General features: G+C 63.9%; 23 protein-coding genes and 1 tRNA gene. 11 read left to right on the top strand and 13 right to left on the bottom strand.

The window, feature by feature from the left end; translation table 11 throughout:
* The first annotated feature begins 64 nt into the window (after positions 1–64).
* Together AC0L3S_RS24315 and AC0L3S_RS24310 are read left to right on the top strand one after the other, a co-directional pair.
* Positions 65–1,510: a TAXI family TRAP transporter solute-binding subunit gene (locus AC0L3S_RS24315; protein ID WP_473265566.1), complete on the top strand. Its 1,446-nt coding sequence runs from the start codon at positions 65–67 to the stop codon at positions 1,508–1,510.
* Positions 1,511–1,614: 104 nt separating this feature from the next.
* On the top strand, positions 1,615–3,156 hold the full coding sequence (locus AC0L3S_RS24310) for an alkaline phosphatase D family protein (protein ID WP_473281755.1): 1,542 nt from the start codon (positions 1,615–1,617) through the stop codon (positions 3,154–3,156).
* Positions 3,157–3,164: 8 nt separating this feature from the next.
* Here the strand turns inward: AC0L3S_RS24310 and AC0L3S_RS24305 are convergent, their stop codons facing one another.
* Complete coding sequence (locus AC0L3S_RS24305; protein WP_473265568.1) at positions 3,165–3,566, bottom strand: response regulator; 402 nt, start codon at positions 3,564–3,566, stop codon at positions 3,165–3,167.
* Between the two features lie 155 nt (positions 3,567–3,721).
* Between AC0L3S_RS24305 and AC0L3S_RS24300 the strand changes: the two genes are divergently transcribed.
* The 6 genes from AC0L3S_RS24300 (at position 3,722) to AC0L3S_RS24275 (ending at position 10,413) form a co-directional block, all read left to right on the top strand.
* Positions 3,722–4,486 (top strand): Crp/Fnr family transcriptional regulator, encoded by a 765-nt coding sequence (locus AC0L3S_RS24300; protein ID WP_473281753.1) that lies wholly within the window; start codon positions 3,722–3,724, stop codon positions 4,484–4,486.
* Between the two features lie 80 nt (positions 4,487–4,566).
* A complete protein-coding gene (locus AC0L3S_RS24295) occupies positions 4,567–5,283 on the top strand; it encodes a prolipoprotein diacylglyceryl transferase (protein WP_473265570.1) in 717 nt (238 codons plus the stop codon).
* Positions 5,264–6,694: a radical SAM protein gene (locus AC0L3S_RS24290; RefSeq protein WP_473281751.1), complete on the top strand. Its 1,431-nt coding sequence runs from the start codon at positions 5,264–5,266 to the stop codon at positions 6,692–6,694. The genes AC0L3S_RS24295 and AC0L3S_RS24290 overlap by 20 nt, the downstream gene beginning before the upstream one ends.
* Complete coding sequence (locus tag AC0L3S_RS24285; protein WP_473265572.1) at positions 6,691–6,960, top strand: hypothetical protein; 270 nt, start codon at positions 6,691–6,693, stop codon at positions 6,958–6,960. The genes AC0L3S_RS24290 and AC0L3S_RS24285 overlap by 4 nt, the downstream gene beginning before the upstream one ends.
* 256 nt (positions 6,961–7,216) lie before the next feature.
* Positions 7,217–9,043, top strand: coding sequence for a translational GTPase TypA (typA, locus tag AC0L3S_RS24280; RefSeq protein ID WP_473265573.1), 1,827 nt, complete (start codon positions 7,217–7,219; stop codon positions 9,041–9,043).
* Between the two features lie 125 nt (positions 9,044–9,168).
* Positions 9,169–10,413, top strand: coding sequence for a flavin monoamine oxidase family protein (locus AC0L3S_RS24275; protein WP_473281770.1), 1,245 nt, complete (start codon positions 9,169–9,171; stop codon positions 10,411–10,413).
* A 25-nt stretch (positions 10,414–10,438) separates the two neighbouring features.
* Here AC0L3S_RS24275 and AC0L3S_RS24270 read toward each other — a convergent pair whose 3' ends face one another.
* Both AC0L3S_RS24270 and AC0L3S_RS24265 read right to left on the bottom strand, forming a co-directional pair.
* Positions 10,439–10,846, bottom strand: a complete 408-nt coding sequence (locus AC0L3S_RS24270) for a thiol-disulfide oxidoreductase DCC family protein (RefSeq protein ID WP_473265574.1) — start codon at positions 10,844–10,846, stop codon at positions 10,439–10,441.
* A gap of 31 nt (positions 10,847–10,877) precedes the next feature.
* Complete coding sequence (locus AC0L3S_RS24265) at positions 10,878–11,768, bottom strand: alpha/beta hydrolase family protein (protein ID WP_473281749.1); 891 nt, start codon at positions 11,766–11,768, stop codon at positions 10,878–10,880.
* Positions 11,769–12,030: 262 nt separating this feature from the next.
* On the opposite strand from AC0L3S_RS24265, the gene AC0L3S_RS24260 reads away from it, so the two are divergent.
* A complete protein-coding gene (locus AC0L3S_RS24260; RefSeq protein ID WP_007598725.1) occupies positions 12,031–12,540 on the top strand; it encodes a GNAT family N-acetyltransferase in 510 nt (169 codons plus the stop codon).
* 175 nt (positions 12,541–12,715) lie between these two features.
* Complete coding sequence (gene ppa, locus AC0L3S_RS24255) at positions 12,716–13,252, top strand: inorganic diphosphatase (RefSeq protein WP_211394934.1); 537 nt, start codon at positions 12,716–12,718, stop codon at positions 13,250–13,252.
* Positions 13,253–13,319: 67 nt separating this feature from the next.
* Here the strand turns inward: ppa and folD are convergent, their stop codons facing one another.
* The 3 genes from folD to AC0L3S_RS24240 are packed head-to-tail and all read right to left on the bottom strand — an operon-like array spanning position 13,320 to position 14,870.
* The gene (gene folD, locus AC0L3S_RS24250; RefSeq protein WP_473281747.1) at positions 13,320–14,204 is read right to left on the bottom strand and encodes a bifunctional methylenetetrahydrofolate dehydrogenase/methenyltetrahydrofolate cyclohydrolase FolD; all 885 of its coding nucleotides are present in this window, start codon (positions 14,202–14,204) and stop codon (positions 13,320–13,322) included.
* A gap of 10 nt (positions 14,205–14,214) precedes the next feature.
* The gene (locus tag AC0L3S_RS24245; RefSeq protein WP_027566322.1) at positions 14,215–14,559 is read right to left on the bottom strand and encodes a DUF167 domain-containing protein; all 345 of its coding nucleotides are present in this window, start codon (positions 14,557–14,559) and stop codon (positions 14,215–14,217) included.
* A gap of 20 nt (positions 14,560–14,579) precedes the next feature.
* The gene (locus AC0L3S_RS24240; RefSeq protein WP_007598721.1) at positions 14,580–14,870 is read right to left on the bottom strand and encodes a YggT family protein; all 291 of its coding nucleotides are present in this window, start codon (positions 14,868–14,870) and stop codon (positions 14,580–14,582) included.
* Positions 14,871–15,058: 188 nt separating this feature from the next.
* Between AC0L3S_RS24240 and AC0L3S_RS24235 the strand changes: the two genes are divergently transcribed.
* Positions 15,059–15,134, top strand: a tRNA-Ala gene (locus AC0L3S_RS24235).
* Positions 15,135–15,253: 119 nt separating this feature from the next.
* Here the strand turns inward: AC0L3S_RS24235 and AC0L3S_RS24230 are convergent.
* From AC0L3S_RS24230 to AC0L3S_RS24200, 7 genes are all read right to left on the bottom strand, one after another.
* Positions 15,254–16,066, bottom strand: a complete 813-nt coding sequence (locus AC0L3S_RS24230) for an enoyl-CoA hydratase (RefSeq protein WP_007604155.1) — start codon at positions 16,064–16,066, stop codon at positions 15,254–15,256.
* A 97-nt stretch (positions 16,067–16,163) separates the two neighbouring features.
* Complete coding sequence (locus tag AC0L3S_RS24225; protein WP_473281745.1) at positions 16,164–16,958, bottom strand: glutamine amidotransferase; 795 nt, start codon at positions 16,956–16,958, stop codon at positions 16,164–16,166.
* A gap of 129 nt (positions 16,959–17,087) precedes the next feature.
* The gene (locus AC0L3S_RS24220) at positions 17,088–17,867 is read right to left on the bottom strand and encodes an SDR family NAD(P)-dependent oxidoreductase (protein WP_473281743.1); all 780 of its coding nucleotides are present in this window, start codon (positions 17,865–17,867) and stop codon (positions 17,088–17,090) included.
* A gap of 228 nt (positions 17,868–18,095) precedes the next feature.
* Positions 18,096–18,584, bottom strand: a complete 489-nt coding sequence (locus AC0L3S_RS24215; RefSeq protein WP_473281741.1) for a tellurite resistance TerB family protein — start codon at positions 18,582–18,584, stop codon at positions 18,096–18,098.
* Positions 18,585–18,901: 317 nt separating this feature from the next.
* Positions 18,902–20,311 carry an adenylate/guanylate cyclase domain-containing protein gene (locus tag AC0L3S_RS24210; protein WP_247474935.1) on the bottom strand — a complete coding sequence of 470 codons (1,410 nt, stop codon included), beginning with the start codon at positions 20,309–20,311 and terminating at the stop codon, positions 18,902–18,904.
* A gap of 50 nt (positions 20,312–20,361) precedes the next feature.
* A complete protein-coding gene (locus tag AC0L3S_RS24205) occupies positions 20,362–21,729 on the bottom strand; it encodes a cytochrome P450 (protein ID WP_473265579.1) in 1,368 nt (455 codons plus the stop codon).
* 34 nt (positions 21,730–21,763) lie between these two features.
* A complete protein-coding gene (locus AC0L3S_RS24200) occupies positions 21,764–23,131 on the bottom strand; it encodes a hydrolase (RefSeq protein ID WP_473281739.1) in 1,368 nt (455 codons plus the stop codon).
* Between the last annotated feature and the right edge of the window lie 150 nt (positions 23,132–23,281).

Raw genomic sequence — 23,281 nt, 5'->3', positions numbered from 1 at the left:
ACGGAGATGTAACCCTGCCGGACAAGAAATTTGCTACACTTGCGGGCGTAAATCGCGGGCCAAGATGAAACTGAGCCTCAAGCGACTATTCGGGAGATCGATGACCGGGGGATTGGACCTGGCCGAAGCGCCCACCCCGCCCTCGCCGCGATCGTCGGCGCGGAAGACGGCGCTCGTGACTCTCGCGCTGGTGCTCGCGATCGTTGGCGCGCTCGCCGGCGGCTACTACTTTGCCATGCGGCCGGTGACGCTGAAGATCGCGGTCGGCCCCGCCAACAGCGACGACGTCAAGGTCGTGCAGGCACTGACCCAGGCCTTCGCACAGCACAAGAGCTCTGTGCGACTGCGTCCGATCCAGACCGACGGCGCCACCGCCAGCGCCAATCTGGTGGCGGAAGGCAAAGCCGATCTTGCCATCGTGCGCGGCGATCTCGACGTGCCGAAAAACGCGCAAGCCGTTGCGACCCTGCGCAAGAATGTCGTGGTGTTGTGGTCTATACCGGTCAAGGGCAAGAAGAAGGGCGCGAAGATCACCAAGATCGCGCAGCTCGCCGGGCATCGGGTCGGCGTGGTTGGCCGCACCCAGGCCAACGTCAATTTGCTCAAGGTAATCCTGCAGCAATACGGCGTCGATCCCGCCAAGGTCGAGATCGTGCAATTCCCGGCCAATGAAGTTGCCGAGGCTATCAAGTCTCAGAAGGTCGATGCCTATCTCGCGGCCGGTCCCGTCAACAGCAAGATCACTTCGGACGCGATCGCCACTTCCGCCAAGGAGTTCGGCACCCCGACTTTCCTCGCGATCGATTCCGCCGATGCGATTGCGCAAAATCATCCCGTCTATGAAGCGGCCGAGATTCCCGCGGGCACTTACGGCGGCTCGCCCGATCGTCCCGACGACGAGGTCAAGACCATCAGCTTCTCGCACCACATCGTGGCGCGCAAGGCCGTGTCCGAAACCACCATCGCGGCGTTCACGCGCCAACTATTCTCCGTCCGCCAGCAATTGGTGACGGAATTCCCGCTGGCGGCGAAGATCGAAACGCCCGACACCGACAAGGATGCGGTGATTCCCGTGCATCCCGGCGCCGCCGCTTTCGTCGACGGCGAAGAAAAGACGTTCCTCGACAGGTACAGCGATTACATCTGGTGGACCCTGATGGCGCTCTCGGCCATGGGCTCGATCGGCGCCTGGTTTGCGGGCTATCTGAAGAAGGACGAGCGCGACAACAACAGCCATCTGCGCGAGCGGCTGCTCGACATGATCACCGCCGCACGAAAGAGCGAGACGACCGAAGATCTCGATCAGATGCAGACCGAGGCCGACGAGATCCTGCGCGACACGTTGCGCTGCTACGACCACGGCGCGATCGAGGAAGGTGCGCTCACCGCCTTCAACATCGCGCTCGACCAGTTCCATGCGGCGGTTGCCGACCGCAAAGCGGTGCTATTCAGCCTGCCGCAGAACCTGCAGCGTACCGGCGCGCAATTCCGGGCCGCCGGCAACGCGTAAGCGCGTGCGCGCGTAATCGCTTCGTCACATTGTCTCCATATAGCGTCGGGCTTCACCATGCGACCGCCCTGGACGACCGCCTCACGCGATATCGAGACCATCCCATGAACATCAAATTCTCCCGCCGCCGTTTCCTGACCACCAGTGCGGGCGCGCTCGGCGCGGTCGCAATGCCGCATCTCTCCCGCGCGGCCGACCGGCCGGCGGTGACCCACGGCGTGCAGTCGGGCGACGTCACCGTCGACGGCGGCGTGGTCTGGGCGCGCACCGACCGGCCCGCACAGATGCTGGTCGAGGTGGCGACGACGGAGTCGTTCAGGGATGCCCGCGCACTGCCGCCGATCGCGGCGCTGCCCGAGAGCGACTTCACCGCAAAGATGCTGATCGAAAACCTGCCTAGCGGACAGGACATCTTTTATCGCGTCCGCTTCCGCGATCTGTCGCACACCGCGGTGGAGGGCGAGCCGGTGACCGGCCGCTTCCGCACCGCGCCCGCCGACCGCCGCGACGTCAGCTTCGTCTGGGGCGGCGATGTCGCAGGACAAGGCTGGGGCATCAACCCCGATGACGGCGGCATGTTCACCTTCTCGGCGATGCGCAAGCACCGTCCGGATTTCTTCCTGCATTCCGGCGACACCATCTATGCCGACGGCCCTATCCAGTCCGAGGTTAAGCTCGCCGACGGCAAGATCTGGAAGAACGTCACGATCCCCGAAAAAGCCAAGGTCGCCGAGACGCTGGACGAGTACCGCGCCGCGCACAAATACAATTTCACTGACGACAATCTTCGCGCCTTCAATGCCGAAGTGCCGATCTTCGTGCAGTGGGACGACCATGAGGTGACCAACAACTGGTCGCTTTCGAAGGAGCTGCCGGCGACCTACAAGGAGCGCGACATCGCACTGCTTGCGGCCCGCGCAGGCCGTGCCTTCCACGAGATGTATCCGATGCGCGAGAGCATCGTCGAGCCCGGCCGCGTCTATCGCCAGATCTCCTATGGTCCCCATCTCGATGTGTTCGTGCTCGACGAGCGCAGCTATCGCGGCCCGAACGGCGCCAACCTCGAAACCGCTTACGGCCCAGCCAGCTATTTCCTCGGCCCCGACCAAATCGCCTGGCTCAAGCACGGCCTGTTGAATTCTCGCGCGACCTGGAAGGTGATCGCCTCCGATATGCCGCTCAGCCTCGTCGTATCAGATACGGCAAAGGGTGGATCGGAAGCCATTGCGCAGGGCGACGGCCCGGTGCGCGGCCGCGAGTTCGAGATCGCCGACGTCCTGCGTTTCATCAAGATGGCGCCGATCAGCAACACCGTATGGCTGACGGCGGACGTGCATTACGCCGCCGCGCACTATTACGATCCGAACAAGGCGCAATTCCAGGATTTCGAGCCGTTCTGGGAGTTCGTGTCAGGCCCGCTTCACGCGGGCACATTCGGTCCGAACGCGCTCGACAATACGTTTGGGCCGGAGGTGCGTTTCGTCAAGGCGCCCGGGAAAGACAACCAGAACCTGCCGCCATCGGCCGGCATGCAGTTCTTCGGTCACGTCAAGATCGACGGCGCTTCCGGCCAGATGACGGTGACCTTGCGCGACCGCGCCGACGTCGCGCTGTGGTCGACCACGCTCGATCCGAAGCAGGCCTGACCGTATCGCTAGTCCGCCGCGCGGACCTGGAGCGCCGCCTCCAGCGCGTCGCTCGAACACGGCTTCTGCAGTCGCGGCTGGCCGGCGAATACCGGCGGGATGCGCGCGTCAGCGCCGTAACCAGTGACGAAGACGAACGGAATTTTCAGGGCCGCGAGCCGTTCGGCGACCGCAAAGCTGTTCTCGCGACTCAATCCGACGTCGAGCAAGGCGAATTCGGGGGCACGCGCCGCGATCGCGGCCAGCGCCTGCGCCACTGAACCTGCCGTGCGCACGCTCTTCACGCCAAATCCGAGCAGGCGATCCTCGAAGTCGATTGCGATGATCGGATCGTCCTCGACGATGAGGACATCGGCGGGACAATTTGAACCATCGGAAACGGCGGGTGCCATCATCGTAACGTGGAGCATGAGGTGTCTCTGACTGGGATACCGGTCACGACGCCTTTACCCAGCGCGGAGGGTTCCCGGAACGAAACCACCACATCACAGTTGTCAGGTCTGTCCACTTGTGCACACAGGGCCTCGTCGGAACTCGCTAATGTGGAGGCGGATGGGAGTTTAAGATGGACGCGCGGACCAGCAAGGCCACCGAGATCGAGAGCCGGCCGACCAACAATCTGCTGCGGCGCTTGAGCCCGGCCGACTTCGCCCTGCTTGCGCCGCATGTCATGCTCGAAAGCGCCGCGGCGAATGAATTGCTCTATAACCCCGGCGACGACGTCCAGGTCGTCCACTTCCCCTGCGGACCATCGCTTGCAACCTTCCTCGTTCCCAATGAGGACGGCCGTGACGTCGAGACCATCCTGGTTGGCCGCGAAGGCGCGGTGGGCGGCATCGTCAGCGAGGGTTATCTGCCGGCCTACACCCGGATCTGCGTGAAATTCGGTGGGCCCTTTGCGCGCATTCACGTCAGCAAGCTGGAGGCCGCCAAGCAGCGCTCGTCCTCGTTGCGCCATGTCTTCGCCCGCTACGCCGACTGCATGCTGGCGCAGATCTTCCAGTCCACCGCCTGCAACGCCATTCACTCGATCGAGCAGCGCACCGCCAAATGGATGCTGGCGGCGATGGAACGGACCGGCGACGAGAGCAGCGTGCCTCTGACGCACGAGCAGCTCGCGACACTGCTCGGCGTCGGCCGCAGCTATGCCAGCCGCGTGCTCCAGTCGTTTAAGGCGGAAGGCGTGCTCGACACGCGGCGCGGATCGATCCTCGTCCGCAACCGCGAAGGCCTGCGCCTGCGCGCCTGCCTGTGCAACGAGGCTGTGAAGTTGCACTTCGAAGAGGTGCTGCGCGGGGTCTATCCGACCGAAGAGCGGCAAGCGGGCTAGCCGCCTGCCTCGCTCCTCTTCGGGGATAAGAAGCGGCCGCACTATCCCGCCAAGCGGGAACCTGGGCTAATGTCCCCCGCATGAGCGGGGCTTTCCTTCACACTCTCTTCGATGTCGGGGCGTGGCTGGCTGCGGCCGCGGCGCTGTACTGGCTGTCGCGACAGGGCTTGCGGTTTCCGGCGCAATCCTTCGAGCGGTCCTACCTCGCCGCTTTGGTGTTCGGTGCGGGGCTCGGCGCCTATCTGTTCGGCTCCGCCAATTTGTGGCTGTCGGGCCAGAGCGGCATTGCGCGCTCTGTGGAAGGTGCGCTCGCCGGCGGCATCGTGGCGATCGAGCTCTACAAATGGTCCGCAGGGATCACGGTCCGAACCGGCGTCCGTTTTGCGCTGCCACTGGCGATCGGCATCGCGATCGGCCGGCTCGGCTGCTATTTCGCGGGCCTCGACGATTTCACCTACGGCACCCCGACGGCATGGCCCTGGGGTCATGATTTCGGCGACGGCGTCCCGCGCCATCCCGTGCAGCTCTACGAAAGCGCCGCGATGGGGGTATTCGCGCTGCTCTACGTGCTGGCGGTCTTGAACCGGAGCGCGTTTGTGATCACCAATGGTTTCTACCTCGTCCTTGTCTACTATGGCGCACAGCGCTTCCTGTGGGAATTCCTCAAGCCCTACGGCACGCTGATCGGCCCCTTCACGCTGTTTCACCTGCTGTCGCTGTCCATCCTGCTCTACGCTGTCGTCATGCTGGCGAGGGCGCCCAAAGCGAGACCCATGCATGAACGCGCCGTTGCGTAAGTCGCGCCCCTATATCTTCTGGGGCCAGACCCAATCTCTCTGCGAGACCTGCCTGAAGCTGGTGCCGGCCAAGATCCAGATCCTCGACAACGAGGTCTGGTACGAGAAGCGCTGCAAGGAGCATGGCGTCCAGTCCACGCTGGTGTCGACGGACGCAGCCTATTGGCGCCTGTGCAAGGATTTCATCAAGCCCGGCGACCGGCCGCTCGCCTTTCAACGGCATACCGAATTCGGCTGCCCCTACGATTGCGGCCTGTGTCCCGACCACGAGCAGCATTCCTGCCTGGCCCTGATCGAGATCACCGAGCATTGCAATCTGACCTGCCCGGTGTGCTTTGCCGATTCCTCACCGGCGCGGACCAGCTTCACCCCGCTGGCCAAGATCGAGCGAATGCTCGACGCGCTGGTCGCGAGCGAAGGCGAGCCTGATTTGGTGCAGATCTCCGGCGGCGAGCCGACGCTGCATCCGGATTTCTTCGCGATCCTCGATGCGGTGCGCGCCCGCCCGATCCGCCATGTCATGATCAACACCAACGGCCTGCGTATCGCCCGCGAAAAGGATTTCGTGGCGCGGCTCGCCGAGAACAAGCGCGGGCTCGAGGTCTATCTCCAGTTCGACTCGCTCGAACGCGACGCGCTGATCAATCTGCGCGGCGCCGATTTGCGCAAGATCCGTCAGCAGGCGCTGGAGAATCTCGAGCATTACGGCGTGTCGACCACGCTGGTGGCGACCATCAAGCGCGGCGTCAACGATGCCGAGATCGGCGACATCGTTCGCCATGCGCTCACGTGGAAATGCGTGCGCGGCGTCACGCTGCAGCCGGTGCAGGATGCCGGCCGCAACGAGAATTTCGACAAGAACACCGACCGCATCATGCTGTCGGAGATCCGCAAGCGCGTGGTCGAAACCGGCGTGTTCGGCGACAAGGACATGATCCCGCTGCCCTGCAACCCCGAAAGCATCTCGATCGGTTACGGCCTGCGCAACGGCGAGAAAGTGCTGCCGCTGACCTCACTGATCCCGCAGGAGCAACTCGTCGCCTTGTTGCCCAATACGATAAGCCCGGAGAAGCATCCGGCGCTGAGGGAGAAATTCATCGATCTGTTTTCGCTGTCCTCGGGACCGCTGAACACCAGCGAGCGCGTCTGCGAATTGTTGTGCTGCCTGCCGAGCTTCGAGGTCCCGCAAGGCATCACTTACGAGAACGTATTCCGCGTCACCATCGTGCAGTTTCTCGACCGCTTCAATTTCTGCGTCGGCAACGTCAAGCGCAGCTGCATCCATTTCGTCACCGAGAGCGGCGCGATCATTCCGTTCGACACCTACAATCTGTTCTACCGGAACGGAAAGATCGACGGCATCCGCGCCGAACTGGCGGCGCAGTCAACCGAAGGAGCCCTGCAGGCATGAGCATCAGCGACACGCCGCCGCCAGCCCCTCCGGGACCGCCTCCCGCCCCGCCGACCAAGCGCAGCGGCTGCCTGACCGCGCTCATGGCGATCTTCGGGATCCTCCTGCTGCTGCCCGGTGCCTGCGCAATCCTGTTCGGCGGAATCTCCATATCCGACAGGGGCCGGATCGATTCCGACGTCGCGCCTCTGGTCTTCCTGGGCCTGGTCGTGGGGCTGGGCGGGGTCGCCCTGATCTGGGCCGCCATCAAGGGCCGGCGCGGCTGAGCCCGGCTTTTCGCCTAACCCCCGGGAATCCCCGGACAAAATTCAATCAACCAATGGCCAAAGAACACATTGTTTTTTGGCCGTTTTTGCCTATATTGCGCCGCAACGCGTAGGGTGCCCGGTCGATATGCCGGGCTTTCCCTTTTGGGCGGAAAGCGCCCCGTTTCCAGTCTTCAAGCGTTGTTTCGAGAAGAGGTCCCGGTCTGACCGGCGAGATCGCGCTTAACCCATTGTCCGACCGCAAAGAAGCTCACTCATGAACCTTCGCAACATCGCCATCATCGCCCACGTCGACCACGGCAAGACGACCCTGGTCGACCGCCTCCTCCAGCAATCCGGCACCTATCGCGAGAACCAGAAGGTGACCGAACGCGCCATGGACTCCAACGATCTGGAGCGCGAGCGCGGCATCACCATTCTGGCCAAGGCGGCCTCGGTGCAGTGGAAGGACACTCGCATCAACATCGTCGATACCCCAGGCCACGCCGATTTCGGCGGTGAGGTCGAGCGCATCCTCAACATGGTGGACGGCGCGCTGGTGCTGGTCGACGCCGCCGAAGGCCCGCTGCCGCAGACCAAATTCGTGGTCTCCAAGGCGCTCAAGGTCGGTTTGAAGCCGATCGTCGTGATCAACAAGGTCGACCGTCCCGACGCGCGGGCGACCGAAGTCATCAACGAGGTGTTCGATCTGTTCGCGGCGCTCGACGCCAGCGAGGAGCAGCTCGACTTCCCGATCCTCTACGGGTCGGCCAAGCAAGGCTGGATGGCCGACAGCCCGGATGGATCGCAGGAAGCCGGCATGCAGCCGCTGTTCGACCTGATCGTGCGCCATGTCGCGCCGCCGACCGTCGAGGAAGGCCCGTTCCGAATGATCGGCACCATTCTGGAAGCCAACCCCTATCTCGGCCGCATCATCACCGGCCGCATCTCTTCCGGTTCGATCAAGCCGAACCAGGCCGTGAAGGTGCTGGGCGCCGACGGCAAGACCATCGAGACCGGCCGCATCACCAAGATCCTCGCCTTCCGCGGCATCGAGCGCACTCCTCTCGACGAGGCCGAGGCAGGCGACATCGTCGCGATCGCCGGCCTGACCAAGGGCACCGTCGCCGATACCTTCTGCGATCCGTCGGTCGACACCCCACTGGTGGCGCAGCCGATCGACCCGCCGACAGTGTCGATGTCTTTCATCGTCAACAACTCGCCGCTCGCCGGCACCGAAGGCGACAAGGTGACCAGCCGCATGATCCGCGACCGCCTGCTGCGCGAGTCGGAAGGAAACGTCGCGCTGCGGGTCGTCGAAGCCTCCGACAAGGACGCGATGGAAGTTTCGGGCCGCGGCGAATTGCAGCTCGCGATCCTGATCGAGACCATGCGCCGCGAGGGCTTCGAGCTCTCGGTGTCGCGTCCGCGCGTCGTATTTCAGAAAGACGAGGCCACCGGCGCCACGCTGGAGCCGATCGAGGAAGTCGTCATCGACGTCGACGAGGAGCATTCCGGCGTCGTCGTGCAGAAGATGAGCGAGCGCAAGTCCGAGCTGATCGAGATGAAGCCGTCCGGCGGCAACCGCCTGCGGCTGGTGTTCTACGCGCCGACCCGCGGCCTGATCGGCTACCAGGGCGAACTGCTCACCGACACCCGCGGCACCGCGATCATGAACCGCCTGTTCCACGGCTACGCGCCGTACAAGGGCGAGATCCAGGGCCGCCGCAACGGCGTGCTGATCTCCAACGACCAAGGCGAAGCGGTGGCTTACGCGATGTTCAAGCTGGAAGATCGCGGCCCGATGATGATCGAGCCGGGCTGGAAGGTCTACAAGGGCATGATCGTCGGCGAGCATACCCGCGACAACGACCTCGAGATCAACGTGCTCAAGGGCAAGCAGCTCACCAACATCCGCACGACCTCCAAGGACGAAGCCGTGCGCCTGACCCCGCCGATCCGCATGACGCTGGAAAAGGCGCTGGCCTATATCGAGGACGACGAGCTGGTGGAGATCACGCCGAAGTCGATCCGGCTGCGCAAGCGGCACCTCGACCCGAACGAGCGCAAGCGCGCGGAAAAGTCCAAGGAAGCGGTGGCTTAAGGCCACTCGGACACACGACGAATGCGTCATGGCCGGGCTTGTCCCGGCCATCCACGTCTTCGATACTGGTGTCAATTACGTGGATGCCCGGGACAAGCCCGGGCATGACGATGAAATTGACCGCTATGTCCCTCCCCTCCTCCGTTGACGTCGCGATCATCGGTGCGGGCGCCGCCGGCCTCGGCGCGGCGCATGCACTGGCACGCTCCGGCCTCTCCGTGGTCGTGATCGAGGCGCGCGACCGGCTCGGCGGGCGGGCCTGGACGGTGCAGGTCTCGCCCGACGTCACCTTCGACGTCGGCTGCGGCTGGCTGCATTCGGCGGACAACAACTCCTTCGTCGCGATTGCAAAGCAGCTCGGCTTCGAGGTCAACAAGGACCTCCCGCCCTGGCGCGAGCGCGCCTATGGCAACGCGTTTCCGAAAGCCGAGCGCGACGATTTCATGCACGCGATGGACGCCTTCTATCAGCGGCTGTGGACGACTGCCCAGAAGGGCAAGGATGTCCCCGCGAGCTTGAGCCTGGAGCCCGGCAATCGCTGGAATCCCATGATCGACGCGATCTCGACCTATATCAACGGCTGCGAACTGAAGGACATGTCGACGCTGGACTGGGACGCCTATGAGGACAGTGACCTCAACTGGCGCGTCCGCCGCGGCTACGGCGCTCTGATCACGGCCTATGGCGCGCCATGCCCGGTGGCGCTGAACTGTAACGTCACGTTGATCGATCATTCCGGCCAGCGCATCCGCATCGAGACATCGCAGGGCGCGCTGAGTGCGGACAAGGTGATCGTCACCGTGCCGACCAACCTGATCGCCAATGAGGCGATCCGCTTCTCGCCCCCTCTCCTCGCCAAGGTCGATGCCGCGGCCGGCCTGCCGCTCGGCGTCGACGACAAGATCCCGCTAGCGCTCGACGATGCCGAAGCCTTCCCGAAAGAAGGTAATTTGCGTGGCGCCACCATGCGCACCGACATGGGCACCTATCATATCCGCCCGTTCGGCCAGCCCTGCATCGAAGGCTTTTTCGGCGGCAGCTTTGCGCGCGAACTGGAAGATGCCGGCGACGGCGCGATTGCCGCGCAAAGCATCGACGAGATCGCGGGCCTGCTCGGCAACGACATCAGGCGAAAGCTGAGGCCGCTCTACGAGTCGCGCTGGGCGCACGACCCCTTCGCGCGGGGCTCATATTCGCACGCGCTGCCCGGCCACGCCGGTGACCGCGCCGTGCTGGCGGCACCGGTCGATGGGCGGCTGTTCTTTGCGGGAGAGGCGACGTCGCCGAACTTTTTCTCGACCGCGCACGGGGCGAGGGACTCAGGGGAGCGGGCGGCGCAGGAAGTGCTGGGGGTTTCGGGCAAACCGTAACCACACGCTCCGCTCGCGTGACGGATCACTCGATCACCCGCGCCCGCAAATCAGCATCAGGCACGAAGCACGCATCGTACTTGCCAAAGATGCGATAGCGGTTGCGTGCGATGAGGCTGTACACCGGGTCGCGCAACGCTTTCGGCACGGCGAACAACGCGCTCACCCAGCTCCAGCCGGGAAGCTGCGACAGTACCGTCAGCGCAGCGTCCGACTTCATGAACACCTCGCCACCATGAACCACGGCATTGGTGTCGGGATCATCGGGATCGATGCCGAACGTGCGTGCGAGCCGGGCGCCATAGTCCGACTGGATCGGCGTGAAGCGAAATCGCTTCGCTGTATCACGTTGCGCGACGAAGCGGACCCAGCGCGAGCAGAAGATGCAGACGCCGTCGAACAGGATGACGTCATCGTCGGGCCATTTGGGCATCAGCGATTGTCCAATATCAGGAAATTCAGCGTCATGGCTTTTTGCCAGCCGCCGGCTTCAGCGCGCGATCGAGTTCGGCACTGGCAGCTTTGACACCGGCTTCGGCTTCGATCATCCAATGACCCTCGCTGCCCACGGCCGGCAGCGCACGGAACTCGACCTTGCCGCCGCTGCGCCGAAACGCGTCGACCAACGCGAGCGAAAATTTCGGCGCAAAGTAGCTGTCATTGGCGGAAACGATCCATGTGACGGGGATGCGCGCGGCCTTGCCGAACTCAGCCGCCGCCGCGAGAAGCGTATGCGGCGCGCAGATCCGGTTCGGCTCGTCATTGGCATGGCCGCCGCGCCCCGGCGCAAAGGCGATGATGGTGGAGATCGTCTTCGGATCGGCATTGGCAAGCGCCAGCGCACCCCAACCGCCGGCGGAATGGCCGATCACGATCGCGGCGTCCTTGCGGATAAAATCCTGCTTTCGCACATAGTCCAATGCTAGCGCGATTTCGTCGGCCGTTGCGCGGCCCGAGCGCGCATAGTCCGCCTCGTCACAGCCACCCTGGTCCTCGACATAGCGGCCGCCTGTTACGCCATGGCCGAGCCGTTCCGGCACCAGCACGGCGAACCCGCGCGCGACGAGGAACGCAGCGAGTGCGCGGTATTCCGGCTGTGGCGTTTGCGCGCGCCGCAAACCATTTTGCGTTGAAGCATGCGCGATCACCGCAAGCCGGAACGGGCCGGCACCCGGCGGGCGAAACAGCAGGGCATGAGCGGCGATGTCGGTATCCGGCGACGGCACGCGCCATTGCTGACGGCGAAACGGATCGCCCTCCGCTCCGGACGCACCAAAAATGACCTGAGCGCACACAGGCGGCGCGGTCAGCAGGGCCAGCAAAGGCAGAAGCACGAGGATGTTGAGGCGCCGCATGAATTACCGAAGCTGAGAACAGCAACAGTCAGACGAGTAGGAACGAATCAATATCGGCTGACTTTCTGCGTTGCCATTACCGTTCATTCGCTGCCGCAAAGCAGTTTTGCACCGGCGCAGAGCACCCCGGTGCCATTCGAATCGGCGTCTTGTCTTTTTTCGGTACAACACGGTGCAAATACTGATGCAGAAAGTCCACAGGTTAACCGATAATTAAGGATAGGTCTTGCCGCCGGCGCGGCGACTTGGTTTGATCACGTCCATGAGCACAACCCTGATCGAGGTCCGGCCGGCCAAAGCCGCAGATGCAACTGCGGTGGCGTCCACCCATGACGAAGCCTGGCGCTCCGCCTATCAGGGCATCATTCCCGGCGCCGAACTGGAAAAGCTGATCAACCGCCGCGGTCCGCAATGGTGGGACAGCGCGATCCGCAAGGGCAGCCGCGTCAGCGTGCTGGTATTCGGCGACAAGATCGCAGGCTACGCCAATTATGGCCGCAACCGCGCCCGCAGCCTGCATTTCGACGGCGAGGTCTACGAGCTCTATCTGCGTCCTGAATTCCAGGGCCTGGGCTTTGGCCGCCGCCTCTTCACCGCGGCCCGCCGCGACCTGATGCAGAGCGGCCTGAAGAGCATGGTGGTGTGGGCGCTCTCGGACAACGATCCGGCCACCGAGTTCTACCGCGCCCTGGGCGGCCGCATGGTGGCACGCTCCTCGGAGCGTTTCGGGCCGAAGTCGCTCGACAAGGTTGCCTTCGCTTGGACCAATTGAGCTGCTGAAGTCCCGCCGGCAGCGTTTTCCTTCCGTCGATACCGTTGCCTTGAGCCGGTGATCGCTGGATTCATTATTTCACAAAAACGCGATGGATCAGCGGGCCAAGCCCGCGTATGACAGCGCCAAAATCGCTGCCGGGTGCGATTTAACCTCGGCAACAACGGAGCCTTGAATGCGTATCGATGCGGTCTCGATCGGGAAAAATGTCCCCCACGACGTCAACGTCATCATCGAAGTCCCCGTGGGCGGCGAACCGATTAAATACGAGATGGACAAGGAAGCCGGCACGCTGGTGGTCGACCGCTTCCTCTACACGCCGATGCGTTACCCCGGGAACTACGGCTTCATCCCGCACACACTGTCCGATGACGGCGATCCCTGCGACGTTCTCATCATCAACACGCGCGCCATCATCCCCGGCGCGGTCATGAGCGTGCGCCCGGTCGGCGTGCTGTTCATGGAAGACGAAGCCGGCGGCGATGAGAAGATTTTGGCGGTGCCGTCGTCGAAGCTGACGCAGCGCTACGACAAGGTGAAGTCGTATTCCGACTTGCCGGACATCACGCTCCAGCAGATCCAGCACTTCTTCGAACATTACAAGGATCTCGAACCCGGCAAGTGGGTGAAGATCCTGCGCTGGGGCGGCCCTGAGGATGCGCACAAGCTGATCCTCGAAGGCATCGATCGCGAGAAAAAGAAGAACGGGTGAGTTTTCGTGCCCCGGCTCAGCGTCGCGTCATTTCATGCCGCGCCGCGTCCGGGACACGAGAGTGGCGTTACACCGCCGGCTTCGGCAGCCCGGCAATCGCGCAAGCCGCGCGCAACGTGTTCACGAGCAGGCAGGCGACCGTCATCTGGCCGACGCCGCCCGGCACCGGCGTGATGGCGCCAGCCACTGCGAGCGCTTCCTGATAGGCAACATCGCCGACGAGACGCGTCTTGCCGTCGTCCTTCGGAATCCGGTTGATGCCGACGTCGATCACGGTCGCCCCCGGCTTCAGCCAGTCGCCGCACACCATCTCGGGCTTTCCGACCGCGGCGTAGACGAGGTCGGCGCGCTTCACGAGCCCGGGCAGGTCGCGCGAGCGCGAATGCGCGATGGTCACCGTGGCGTTCTCGTTCAGCAATAGCTGCACCAGCGGGCGGCCGACGAGGTTGGAGCGGCCGATGACGATGGCGTTCATGCCTTCGAGCGAGGCATGCACGCTCTTGGTCAAAATGATGCAGCCGAGCGGCGTGCAGGGCGACAGCGCCTCGAAACCGCCGGCGAGGCGGCCGGCATTGTTCGGATGCAGCCCGTCGACATCTTTGGCGGGATCGATGGCATTGACCACGGCTTGGGTGTCGAGGCCCTTGGGCAGCGGCAATTGCACCAGAATACCGTGCACGGCAGGGTCGCGGTTGAGTTTTGCGACCAGCGCCAGGAGATCTGCCTGCGAGACGTCCGCCGGCAGCTTGTGCTCGAACGAGGCCATGCCGGCGGCCTGGGTCTGGGTGTGTTTCGAACGGACATACACCTCGCTCGCCGGATCGCTTCCGACCAGGACCACTGCAAGGCCCGGCACCAGATTGTGCTCGCGCTTGACGCGTGCGACATCGTCGGCGACGCGGGCGCGAAGTTCCGCGGCGATGACTTTTCCGTCGATGATCTTGGCGGTCATGTCAGTTCCCTCAGTCTGTCGATTTGGCTGACGCGAGCTGGCGCAGGGCTTCGCCGAGCCGCGCCGGATCGCCGTCGACCGCGATCTGCTTCAGCCGCGAGGTCGCTCCCGACAGGAGTTTGACGCTGGCCTTGGGCACGCCAAGCGATTTCGCCAGCAGCACCAGAACGGCCTTATTGGCCTCGCCGCCATCGGCGATGGCGCGGACGCGCACCTTGAGCACGCTACGGCCATCGGAGAGCTGCTCGATCCCGTCGATATCGTCGCGGCCGCCGCGCGGTGTTACCCGTAGCGCGATGCTGATTCCTGCGGCCCCGTAACGCCAAGGTTCCTTGATGACAAGGTTCTTTGGCAACCCAGGGCGCTCCAGTCGACTTAGATCACGTTCGGGTAGATGTAGTACAGGATCACCCGCTCGATGAACATGATGAGCAGGATCAGGATAATCGGCGAGATATCGAGGCCGCCGAGGCTGGGCAGGAAATTGCGAATCGGTGCCAGGACCGGCTCCGTGATTCGGTACAGGAACTCCGCCACCGCCGAAACGAACTGGTTGCGGGTGTTCACGACGTTGAAGGCGATCAGCCAGGACAGGATCGCGGACGCGATCAGCAGCCAGACGTAGAGGTCGAGCACGATGATGACGATGTCGAGAACGGCACGCATGGCTTTTGAAAACTCTGGCTTCGGTCGGGATTGACGTCTTTTGCTAGATATCGGTTCCCCCCGGTCCAAACAAGGGAAGTCAGTGCCGGGATGGCTAAAACCGGGTTACAGCCGTCCTTGACTTGACCTTGGCGGGGACTTAAATGGCGCCCGGTTGTCGGCCGCATTGACCAGAGCGGCCTACAAAAGGGGCCATAGCTCAGCTGGGAGAGCGCGTCGTTCGCAATGACGAGGTCGGCGGTTCGATCCCGCCTGGCTCCACCAGCCTTCGCTCGCTTCGCGAGCTACGGCTAGGCAAGCCCGGAAGGTCTCTCGCGGCGAAGTGAGCGAAGGCTGCCCCGCCATAGCCCGAAGGGCGACGGCGGGCTCCATCCGAAATCCCCCTACTTCCCCGTAAACCTCGGCGGCCGCTTCTCCATGAAGCTCGCGACCCCCTCCCGGAAATCGCTGCCGTTCAGCGCCACCATCATGTCCCGGTTGGCTGCGATCGTCGCCTCCGCCAGCGTCTGGAACGGCACCTCGTAGAGCTGCCGCTTGATCACGGCCATCGCGCTCGGCGAGACGAAATCGGCGAGGTCGCGCGCATAGGCGTAGGTCTCCTCGCGCAGCTTCTCGGGCGAGCAGAGCCGATTCACCAGCCCGATCCGCAGCGCCTCGTCACTCGAAACGCGGCGCGCCGAGAGCAACAGATCCATCGCGTTGGCGTGGCCGACGATTCGCGGCAGCATCCAGCTGATGCCGTGCTCGGCGATCAGACCACGCCGGGCGAAGGCGGTGGTGAACACGGTGTTGTCGGCGGCAAAGCGTAGGTCGCAATAGAGCGCGTGGACGAGGCCGATGCCCGCGGTCGCGCCATTGAGCATGGCGATGACAGGCTTTCCGATCGACGGATAGAAGCCGTAGCGGGTCTGCCAATCGGGCCGCCGATTCATGTCGAACGGCGGCAGGTTCGACGCGCGCCTGACATCATCGGGGTCGAGCCCCTTCAATGCATCCATGTCGGCACCGGCGCAGAAGGCGCGGCCGGCGCCGGTGATCACGATGACGCGGACATTGTCATCGGCGCTCGATGCTTCCATCGCATGGCGCACGTCGCGCTCCATGATGGGCGTCCACGCATTCATGCGATCGGGACGGTTGAGCGTGATGGTCGCGACCTTGTCGCTGACCTCATAGAGAATGTGTTCGTAGGCCATGGCGCTCTCCCTTTGTTTGCCGGCACGCGTTCGCGCGCGCTCGTTGACAATGAGCCTAGCATACAAACGGATGAGAAGAGCTTGCGCTAAGGCGCGATCACTCGGCTGCTTGCGCCAGAACCGGCCGCCGCGTCAGCCAGCCGTCCATGAAATGATCGAGCCAGGCGCGTTCGGCGGCATCGTAGACGGCACGGTCTGCGAAATGGTGATGCCGCTGCCGCGCGCCGGGCGCGCTGAGGCCGTCATAGCCGCGCGTGGTCCAGCAATGCATCATCGCGTAGGTCACGTCAGGATGGAACTGCACGCCGAAAGCGTTGCCGGTGCGGAATGCCTGCACCGGAAAATCATCGCCTTCGGCAAGCAGTTCAGCGCCGACCGGCAACTCGAAGCCTTCGCGATGCCAATGATAGACCCGCGCCGGCCAATTCGGGCAGAGCCGGTGTCCCGCGGGTGTCGGGCGGATCGGGTAGTAGCCGATCTGGGTCAGCGCATCCGCATGCGGCGCGACGCGGGCCCCCAACTGCTTCGCCAGCATCTGCGCGCCGAGGCAGATGCCGAGGAACGGCCGCTGTTCGCGGAGCGGGATTTCGATCCAGTCGATCTCGCGGCGGATGTAGTCGTCGGGATCGTTGGCGCTCATGGGACCGCCGAAGACCACCGCGCCGGCATGCTGGTCGAGGGTCTCGGGCAACGGATCGCCGAAACGGGGACGGCGGATGTCGAGGCGATGGCCGAGCGCGCGCAGCGCATTGCCGACGCGGCCGGGCGTCGAGGATTCCTGATGCAGGATGATCAGAACCGGCAGCCGGGTTTCGGAGGCGGCGACGTTCGGCGTCCTTCTGGGGAAGGGCACCACTTCTGCGCCACCAAATCTGTCCGTCCGGAACGACATGGTCTCTGCGAGTGCTATCGGTTCAGACCGCCAGCATACCTAAGCGATCGTTAATTTCGTGTGAGTTTGCGCACACACACGCCCGATAGAAAGCAAGCTCCGGGCCACGACCGACCGAGCGCGCTCCCTTTAGTGTCGTTGCCTCTGAAACCGGCTGGTGGCGTACAGGATGAAGCCGCGCGGGAAGAAGCGCAGCGCGAATGGCACCATCTTGATGCACAGACCGGGGAGCACTGCCCGCTTGTTGGCCATCAGGCCGCGATAGGCCTGCCGTGCGACATCGGCGGCAGGAACATTGAGAAGGGCCGTATCATGTCCGGACCCAACGCGGGCGCGCGCCTGGAATTCGGTGGGCACCGGGCCCGGGCAAAGGACGGTGACGCGAACGCCATGCGGTGCAAGCTCCGCCCGCAAGGCCTCGGTCAGGGAAATGACATAGGCCTTGGACGCGTAATAGACGGCCATGCCGGGGCCGGGCAGAAAGCCGGCGACCGACCCGACGTTGAGAAGACCGCCCTTGTTCCTGATCAGCTGATCGGCAAAGCGCAGCGACAGATCCGTCAGAGCCCGGACATTGACATCTACGATGCCGAGTTGCTCGACCCGGTCGCGCTCGACTGCGTCACCGAATACGCCAAAGCCGGCATTGTTGACGAGATGATCGAGCTCGACGCCTTCGGCAGCGAGTACGGCGGCGATCTTCTCGCCCGCATCCGCGTCCTGGAGATCGCAGGCGATCACAATCGGCTTCTTGCCGCCCTTAGCGGCGAGCTCGTTCGCGAGCGCCTCGAGCCGGTCCGCGCGCCGCGCCGTCAGCGCAAGACGATGTCCGTTCGCGGCGAACACACGCGCCAGCTCCGTGCCGATGCCCGCCGAGGCACCGGTGATCAACGTTACCCGCTCAGTCACGATCGAAGTCTCTTGATGTAAGTTTTTTGGCCCCGCAATGCTGGAACGAGAGCATAGGCCGTGCGCGACAGGCAAGCGGCGTCCGCCGCATAGCCACTTGAGCGGGAAACGGGGGAAGCAGGAAAACCACGGATTAACAGGGGAAATCCGGAACCCGGGCAGCCCGAGGCTACATTAAAGTTTCGTCATGTGGTCTGCACAACCGCCAATTGGCGGTGTTGACACGGATCACCCACCGACTGCGCTGTCCTTGACCTGGCCGCCGGCACGATCTGCGACCGCGTGCTTCAGGTCGATCCGGTCCCGCTGCGAAATCCCCAGCAGGTCGGACGCGCGCCAGACCACATTATCCTCGAACTCCGTGACCTGGCCGTCGGCGTAGACCAGCTCCCACATCATCTGGACGACCCGCTTGCGGCCTTCTTCGTCGAGCGAGCGCATCATGATGCTGGTGAAGTGATAGAGGTCGACCGCCTCGCCCTCGACCTCCGTCGCATCCGCGATCAGACGATCCGCGGTGCCACGATCGAGCCCGAAGTGGCTTTCGATCAGGCTGTGCAACTTGCGCTGCTCGACAGCCGTCGGCTGGCCGTCCAGCGAAATCACGTGAACCAGCAGCGCGGTCGCCGCCAGCCGGTAATCACTGTCACCGAATGCGCGGTCCTGGGCATGGGGAGCAACAATGTCGGCGATGAATTGGCGCAGGCCGTCGAGCATAAGGTCCTACCGAAATCGATGAAGCCGCGGAGCGCGACTGCTACCAGCATTATATGAGCAGGAAACTCAACCGGCGCAACGTGCGTCAGTTCCGCGCGTTGCATTACGTTTCGGCAATCTCCACTGATGTCGTCCTGGCGAAAGCCAGGACCCATACCGCGGAATCTATCGATTGTCCGCGGTACCCGTCCCGAACAAGCAGTCTTCGCCAAACTACTCCCTGGGGTAATGGGTCCTGGCTTTCGCCAGGACGACTCGGAGAGGCGTAGTGCTGCGCTCGCAATGACGGAGAATGTGGCAGCATCGTCCCAGATCCCTCACGGTATCTCGTACACCACCATCTTGTCGGCGATGCCGCGCAGTGCGGCCTGCTTCTGGATCGGCCTGATTTCGCGCTGCTTGAGGACTTCGGCGACCGCCGGTGCATCCAGCACCGGGCCGGTGATGTGGATCTCCTGCGCGGTCGAGAGGCTCTGCACGCGGGCGGCGATGTTGACGGTCTGGCCGAAATAATCCTGCCGCTCGTTCAGCATCACCGCGAGGCACGGACCTTCGTGGATGCCGATCTTGACGATGAGATCGGCGGTGCCGCGCTTTTTGTTGAGCTCGTCCATCGCCGCGCGCATCCGCAAACCCGCCGCGATCGCATGCTCGGGACGGACGAAGGTCGCCATCACGGCGTCGCCGATGGTCTTCACCACCGCGCCTTTCTCGGAGGAGATGATCTCGAGCAGCGCATGGAAATGCGCGCGCACGAGGTCGAAGGCGGCGAGATCGCCGACGCGCTCATAGAGCGCGGTCGATCCCTTCAGATCGGTGAACAGGAAGGTCAGCGAGGTGATCTGGAGCCGCTGGTCGAGACTGAGATTGTCCGCCTTGAAGACATCGCGAAACGTCTGGTTCGACAGCATCCGCTTGGCGGTCAGGAACGGCTTGCGCTTGCCGATGAGGTGATGGAGCGCCTCGGCCGCGATGAACACCGACGGCAGCACGCGCACGCCGGCCTGGTTCTCCAGCGACAGCCGCAGCGGGCCCGGCCGCATGGTCGTGGTTCCCGTCGGCGCCTGCACCCTGTTGTACATGATGGCGAGCTGCTGACGGTCCTTGGTGGGCTCGCCCTGCACGTCGATGAAATGGGCCGCGTGCGTCACCGGTTCGAAGATGATGATGAAATCGTTCGGCAGTTGCAGCGACATGGTCGCCTTCTCGCCGGCCGGCAGCTCCATCGTATCCAGCGTCACCTCGTTGGCGAGCGTCGCAAACGATTCCTTGTTGAAGTCGACGCCGGAACTCCAGAACACCTGCTTGAAGTACTCCCAGACCGGAAGCGTATCGGGATCATGCGCCGCAATGCGCCGGACACGTGAATTGACGGTGAAGGAGACTTCGACCTGATCATCGACGGAGGCCTTGTAGCCGCAGGCGCACAGCGCGCAGTGATAGTCGTCGGGCTTGAGCGCTTTCAGGGTCGAGTGCGCACCCAACACGCCGCCGCAGCCCGGGCACAGCACATTCCAGCCCAGATCGAACAGACCGAGCCGCGCCGAATGCAGGAATGCCGAGATCGCGTGCTCTTCATCGAGACCATGCTGCTTCGCGAAGTCGAGGACATTGACGCGGTTGAGCTCGTGATCTTCGCCATCCTCGATGAGGCGCGCGATCGCGTCGACCACTTTCGCATCGGCGGTCTGCTTCAGAACGGAAAACTGGGCCTGGATATCGCTCATGGCGCAACTCTATCTGGTGTGGATCACGCCGTCGGCCAGGCGAACGCCTGTCACCGACGCGTGATGCGGAACAGCGGCGAACGGTCCGGCTGGGTCGTGACGACGCCGAGCGGAATGACAGGGCTGGTATCGGCAAGCTCGACGCGGAACGCACCGATCAGCCGGGCCAACGCCAGCACGGATTCGGCTTGCGCGAACGGTGCGCCGATGCAGACGCGCGGACCCGCACCGAACGGCAAATAGGCGAAGCGATCGGGCGCGTCGGTCGACACGAAGCGTTTTGGAATGAACGCGTTCGGCTGATCCCACAGCTTCTCGTGCCGGTGCAGCAGCCATGGCGCGATCATGATGATGTCGCCCTTGCCGATGGCGACGCCGGCCGCGTTGTCCTTCTCGCGCGCGGCCCGGGCGATCAGGAAGGCCGGCGGATAAAGCCGCATGGTCTCCTCGATCGCGGCGCGGGTGAATTTCTGGCGATCGATGTCGGCCATGCTGTCGAGATGTTCGCCACGGGTCTCGGAGGCGATCTCCTCCTGCGTATCGGGATCGAGCGCGAGCAAATAGAGCGCCCAGAACAGCGCGGTCGCCGTGGTCTCGTGACCCGCGAGGATCATGGTCGCGACTTCGTCGACCAGTTGTTCGTCCGAAAAGCCCTTGCCGGTTTCAGGATCGCGCGCCTCGTCCATGAGATCGAACAGGTCGCGCGGCGGCGCGCCGTCCTTCTTGCCCATCTCGCGCCGCTCGGCGATCAGCATCGCGACGAATTCAGTCCAGCGCTTGCGGAAACGGGCACGGGCAAAATCCATCGGGCTCGGCCAGGACAGCGGCAGCACCATGTCGAGCAAGTACGGCCGCCCGAGTCGGGCTCCATATTCCATGACGAAGTTGCGCAAGGTCGGACCATGCCGGTCCATGCCGAACGAGAACATGGTGCGTCCGGCGATCTCCAGTGTCATGCGCTGCATGATTTCGCGCAGATCGACCGGCTCGCTCGTTCGCCCGTCGAGCTTCGCGATGGTCTCGTCGAGCACCGCGGTCATGTGCGGAACGAGATTTGCCGTCGCCCGCGGCGTGAACGCCGGCGCGAGAGTGCGGCGCTGAAACGTCCACGAATGGCCCTCCGCAATGAGAAGACCGTCGCCGAGCACGGGGCGGAGCATGCGGATGCCCGCCGGGGTGCGCGAATAATTCTCGTAATTGCTGAGCAGGACATGCCGGATCGCATCCGGCCGGTTCAGGATGAAACTGTTGCGGAAGAAGAAGCGGCCCTCGATCACGTCTTCCTCGTAGGCGCGCTGCCCCCAGGTCGCAATCATGTTTCGCTTGAGCACGGCAAGCCGGCCGAGGAACGACATGTCGTCGGGCGCACGCGGCGGGGTCGGAGGGACGATGGGCCGACGCACGCTGGCGATGTTCATGGCTCTCTCCCGCAGAGGTAACGCAGGCAAATAGCTAGTAAGTCAGCTCGGCAATCGCAATCCTGTTCTCCGAGGCAGGCCAGGCGCGTGCCACAATTCGTTCTTCGCCAAATTGGGCTACGATGATACGCCCGACCTCGCCGGCCGGAAGGCGCAATGTTGCTGTCGAATCCGTGGGCACACCCGATTTGACGTCCGCCGGCTCCTTGCCGTCGAGCAGCACCACGTCCCGCGGCAGGCCGAAATAGCCGCGCGGACGCGACATGATCACGACAGCGCCGGCGTCCTTGTCCGCGGGCCCAAGCGGACGCGCGGCGCGCAGATGCACCACGTCCGATGAGCGCGGGAAGGGCGAGCGGTAGATGTGGGTCGTCGGCGCATCCGGCGATGCGAGGGCGAATTCGAGAGACCAGGAAGGCTCGACCTGCGCCGGTCCCCAGCGACCGTCGGTGCCGGTCTTCGAGCTGTGCACAGGGCTGCCTTTGCGCTCCCCGGTATCAGGGTCGACGCGGAATATTTCGACCGTTGCGCCCGTCACCGGGCGGTTGGTCGACACGCCGCCGGGTGTGCCGGTAACAAGGCCACTCAGCTTCACGCTCTCCTCCGGCATGATCGCAATGCGCGCGGGCTCGCGGCCGGCGATGAACTTATAGATCTCGCGGAAGGCTCGGGGGTGAAACGCCACTTCGCGATGATCGAGTGCGCCGAGCACGAGGTTGCTGGCCCCCTTCAACTCCGGACCTTCGACGCTGACGCCGGTTGGCTTACCGGGCTTGCCGATGAAACGGCCATCGGCTTGCGCGTATTTGTCCATGCCGTCGCTGCGCAAGGTCAGGAAGGCGACATCCGGCGTCACCTCGCTCTCGCCCTCATTGAGGCTGCGCAGGAACGCGCCGCGGCCGTTGAACTCGCTGTTGGGCTGGTCGTCGGTCGCGAACACACCATGATTGGGCGTGCCGCACAGCACGGCGTGGCTGACATCGCCGGCGCCGCCGTTCTTGATGACGTTGCGGATCGCATAGCCGCCGCGTGAGCTGCCGACCAGCGCCACGCGGGCTGCGCCGGTCCGACGCTTCAATTCAACGATGGCGGCGGCGAGCTCGCGGCGCTGGTCCTCGGTCGAGGAGCGGGCCGCCTGCTCGACCTTGTCGTCGCTTCGTGCATTGGGATCGGTGAAATTGATCGCATGCATGCGATCGCGCGCAATGCCGTTGGATTCCATCCGCCACATGGTGGTCATCCAGAGCGCGTCGTAATCGCCATTGCCGTGGACGAACAGGATCGGCGGCACCTCGCTCCGCGGGGCGGATGCCGTTTGGGCCAGCGCGCCCGTCCGCAAGCTCGCAACTGCGAAGGGCAAGCTGCCGGCCGCTTGCAAGATCATCCGTCGTGACAGCTTCATCTGTTCCTCCCCCGCAAAACCATCTCTGTGCACCGCTTATACCGGCCTAACCACTGGACAGCGAAGGACTTTCGCGGGCATCACTGAACTTGCCGGAATCGCCCGAAGACCACTCCAAGACAACGTCAAGACAACTTCTGCCAGCCCATT

This window comes from Bradyrhizobium sp. Ken01 (assembly GCF_055807355.1).
The sequence above is the reverse complement of the archived record's forward strand: the minus strand, read 5'-3'. Positions and strand labels throughout refer to the sequence as shown.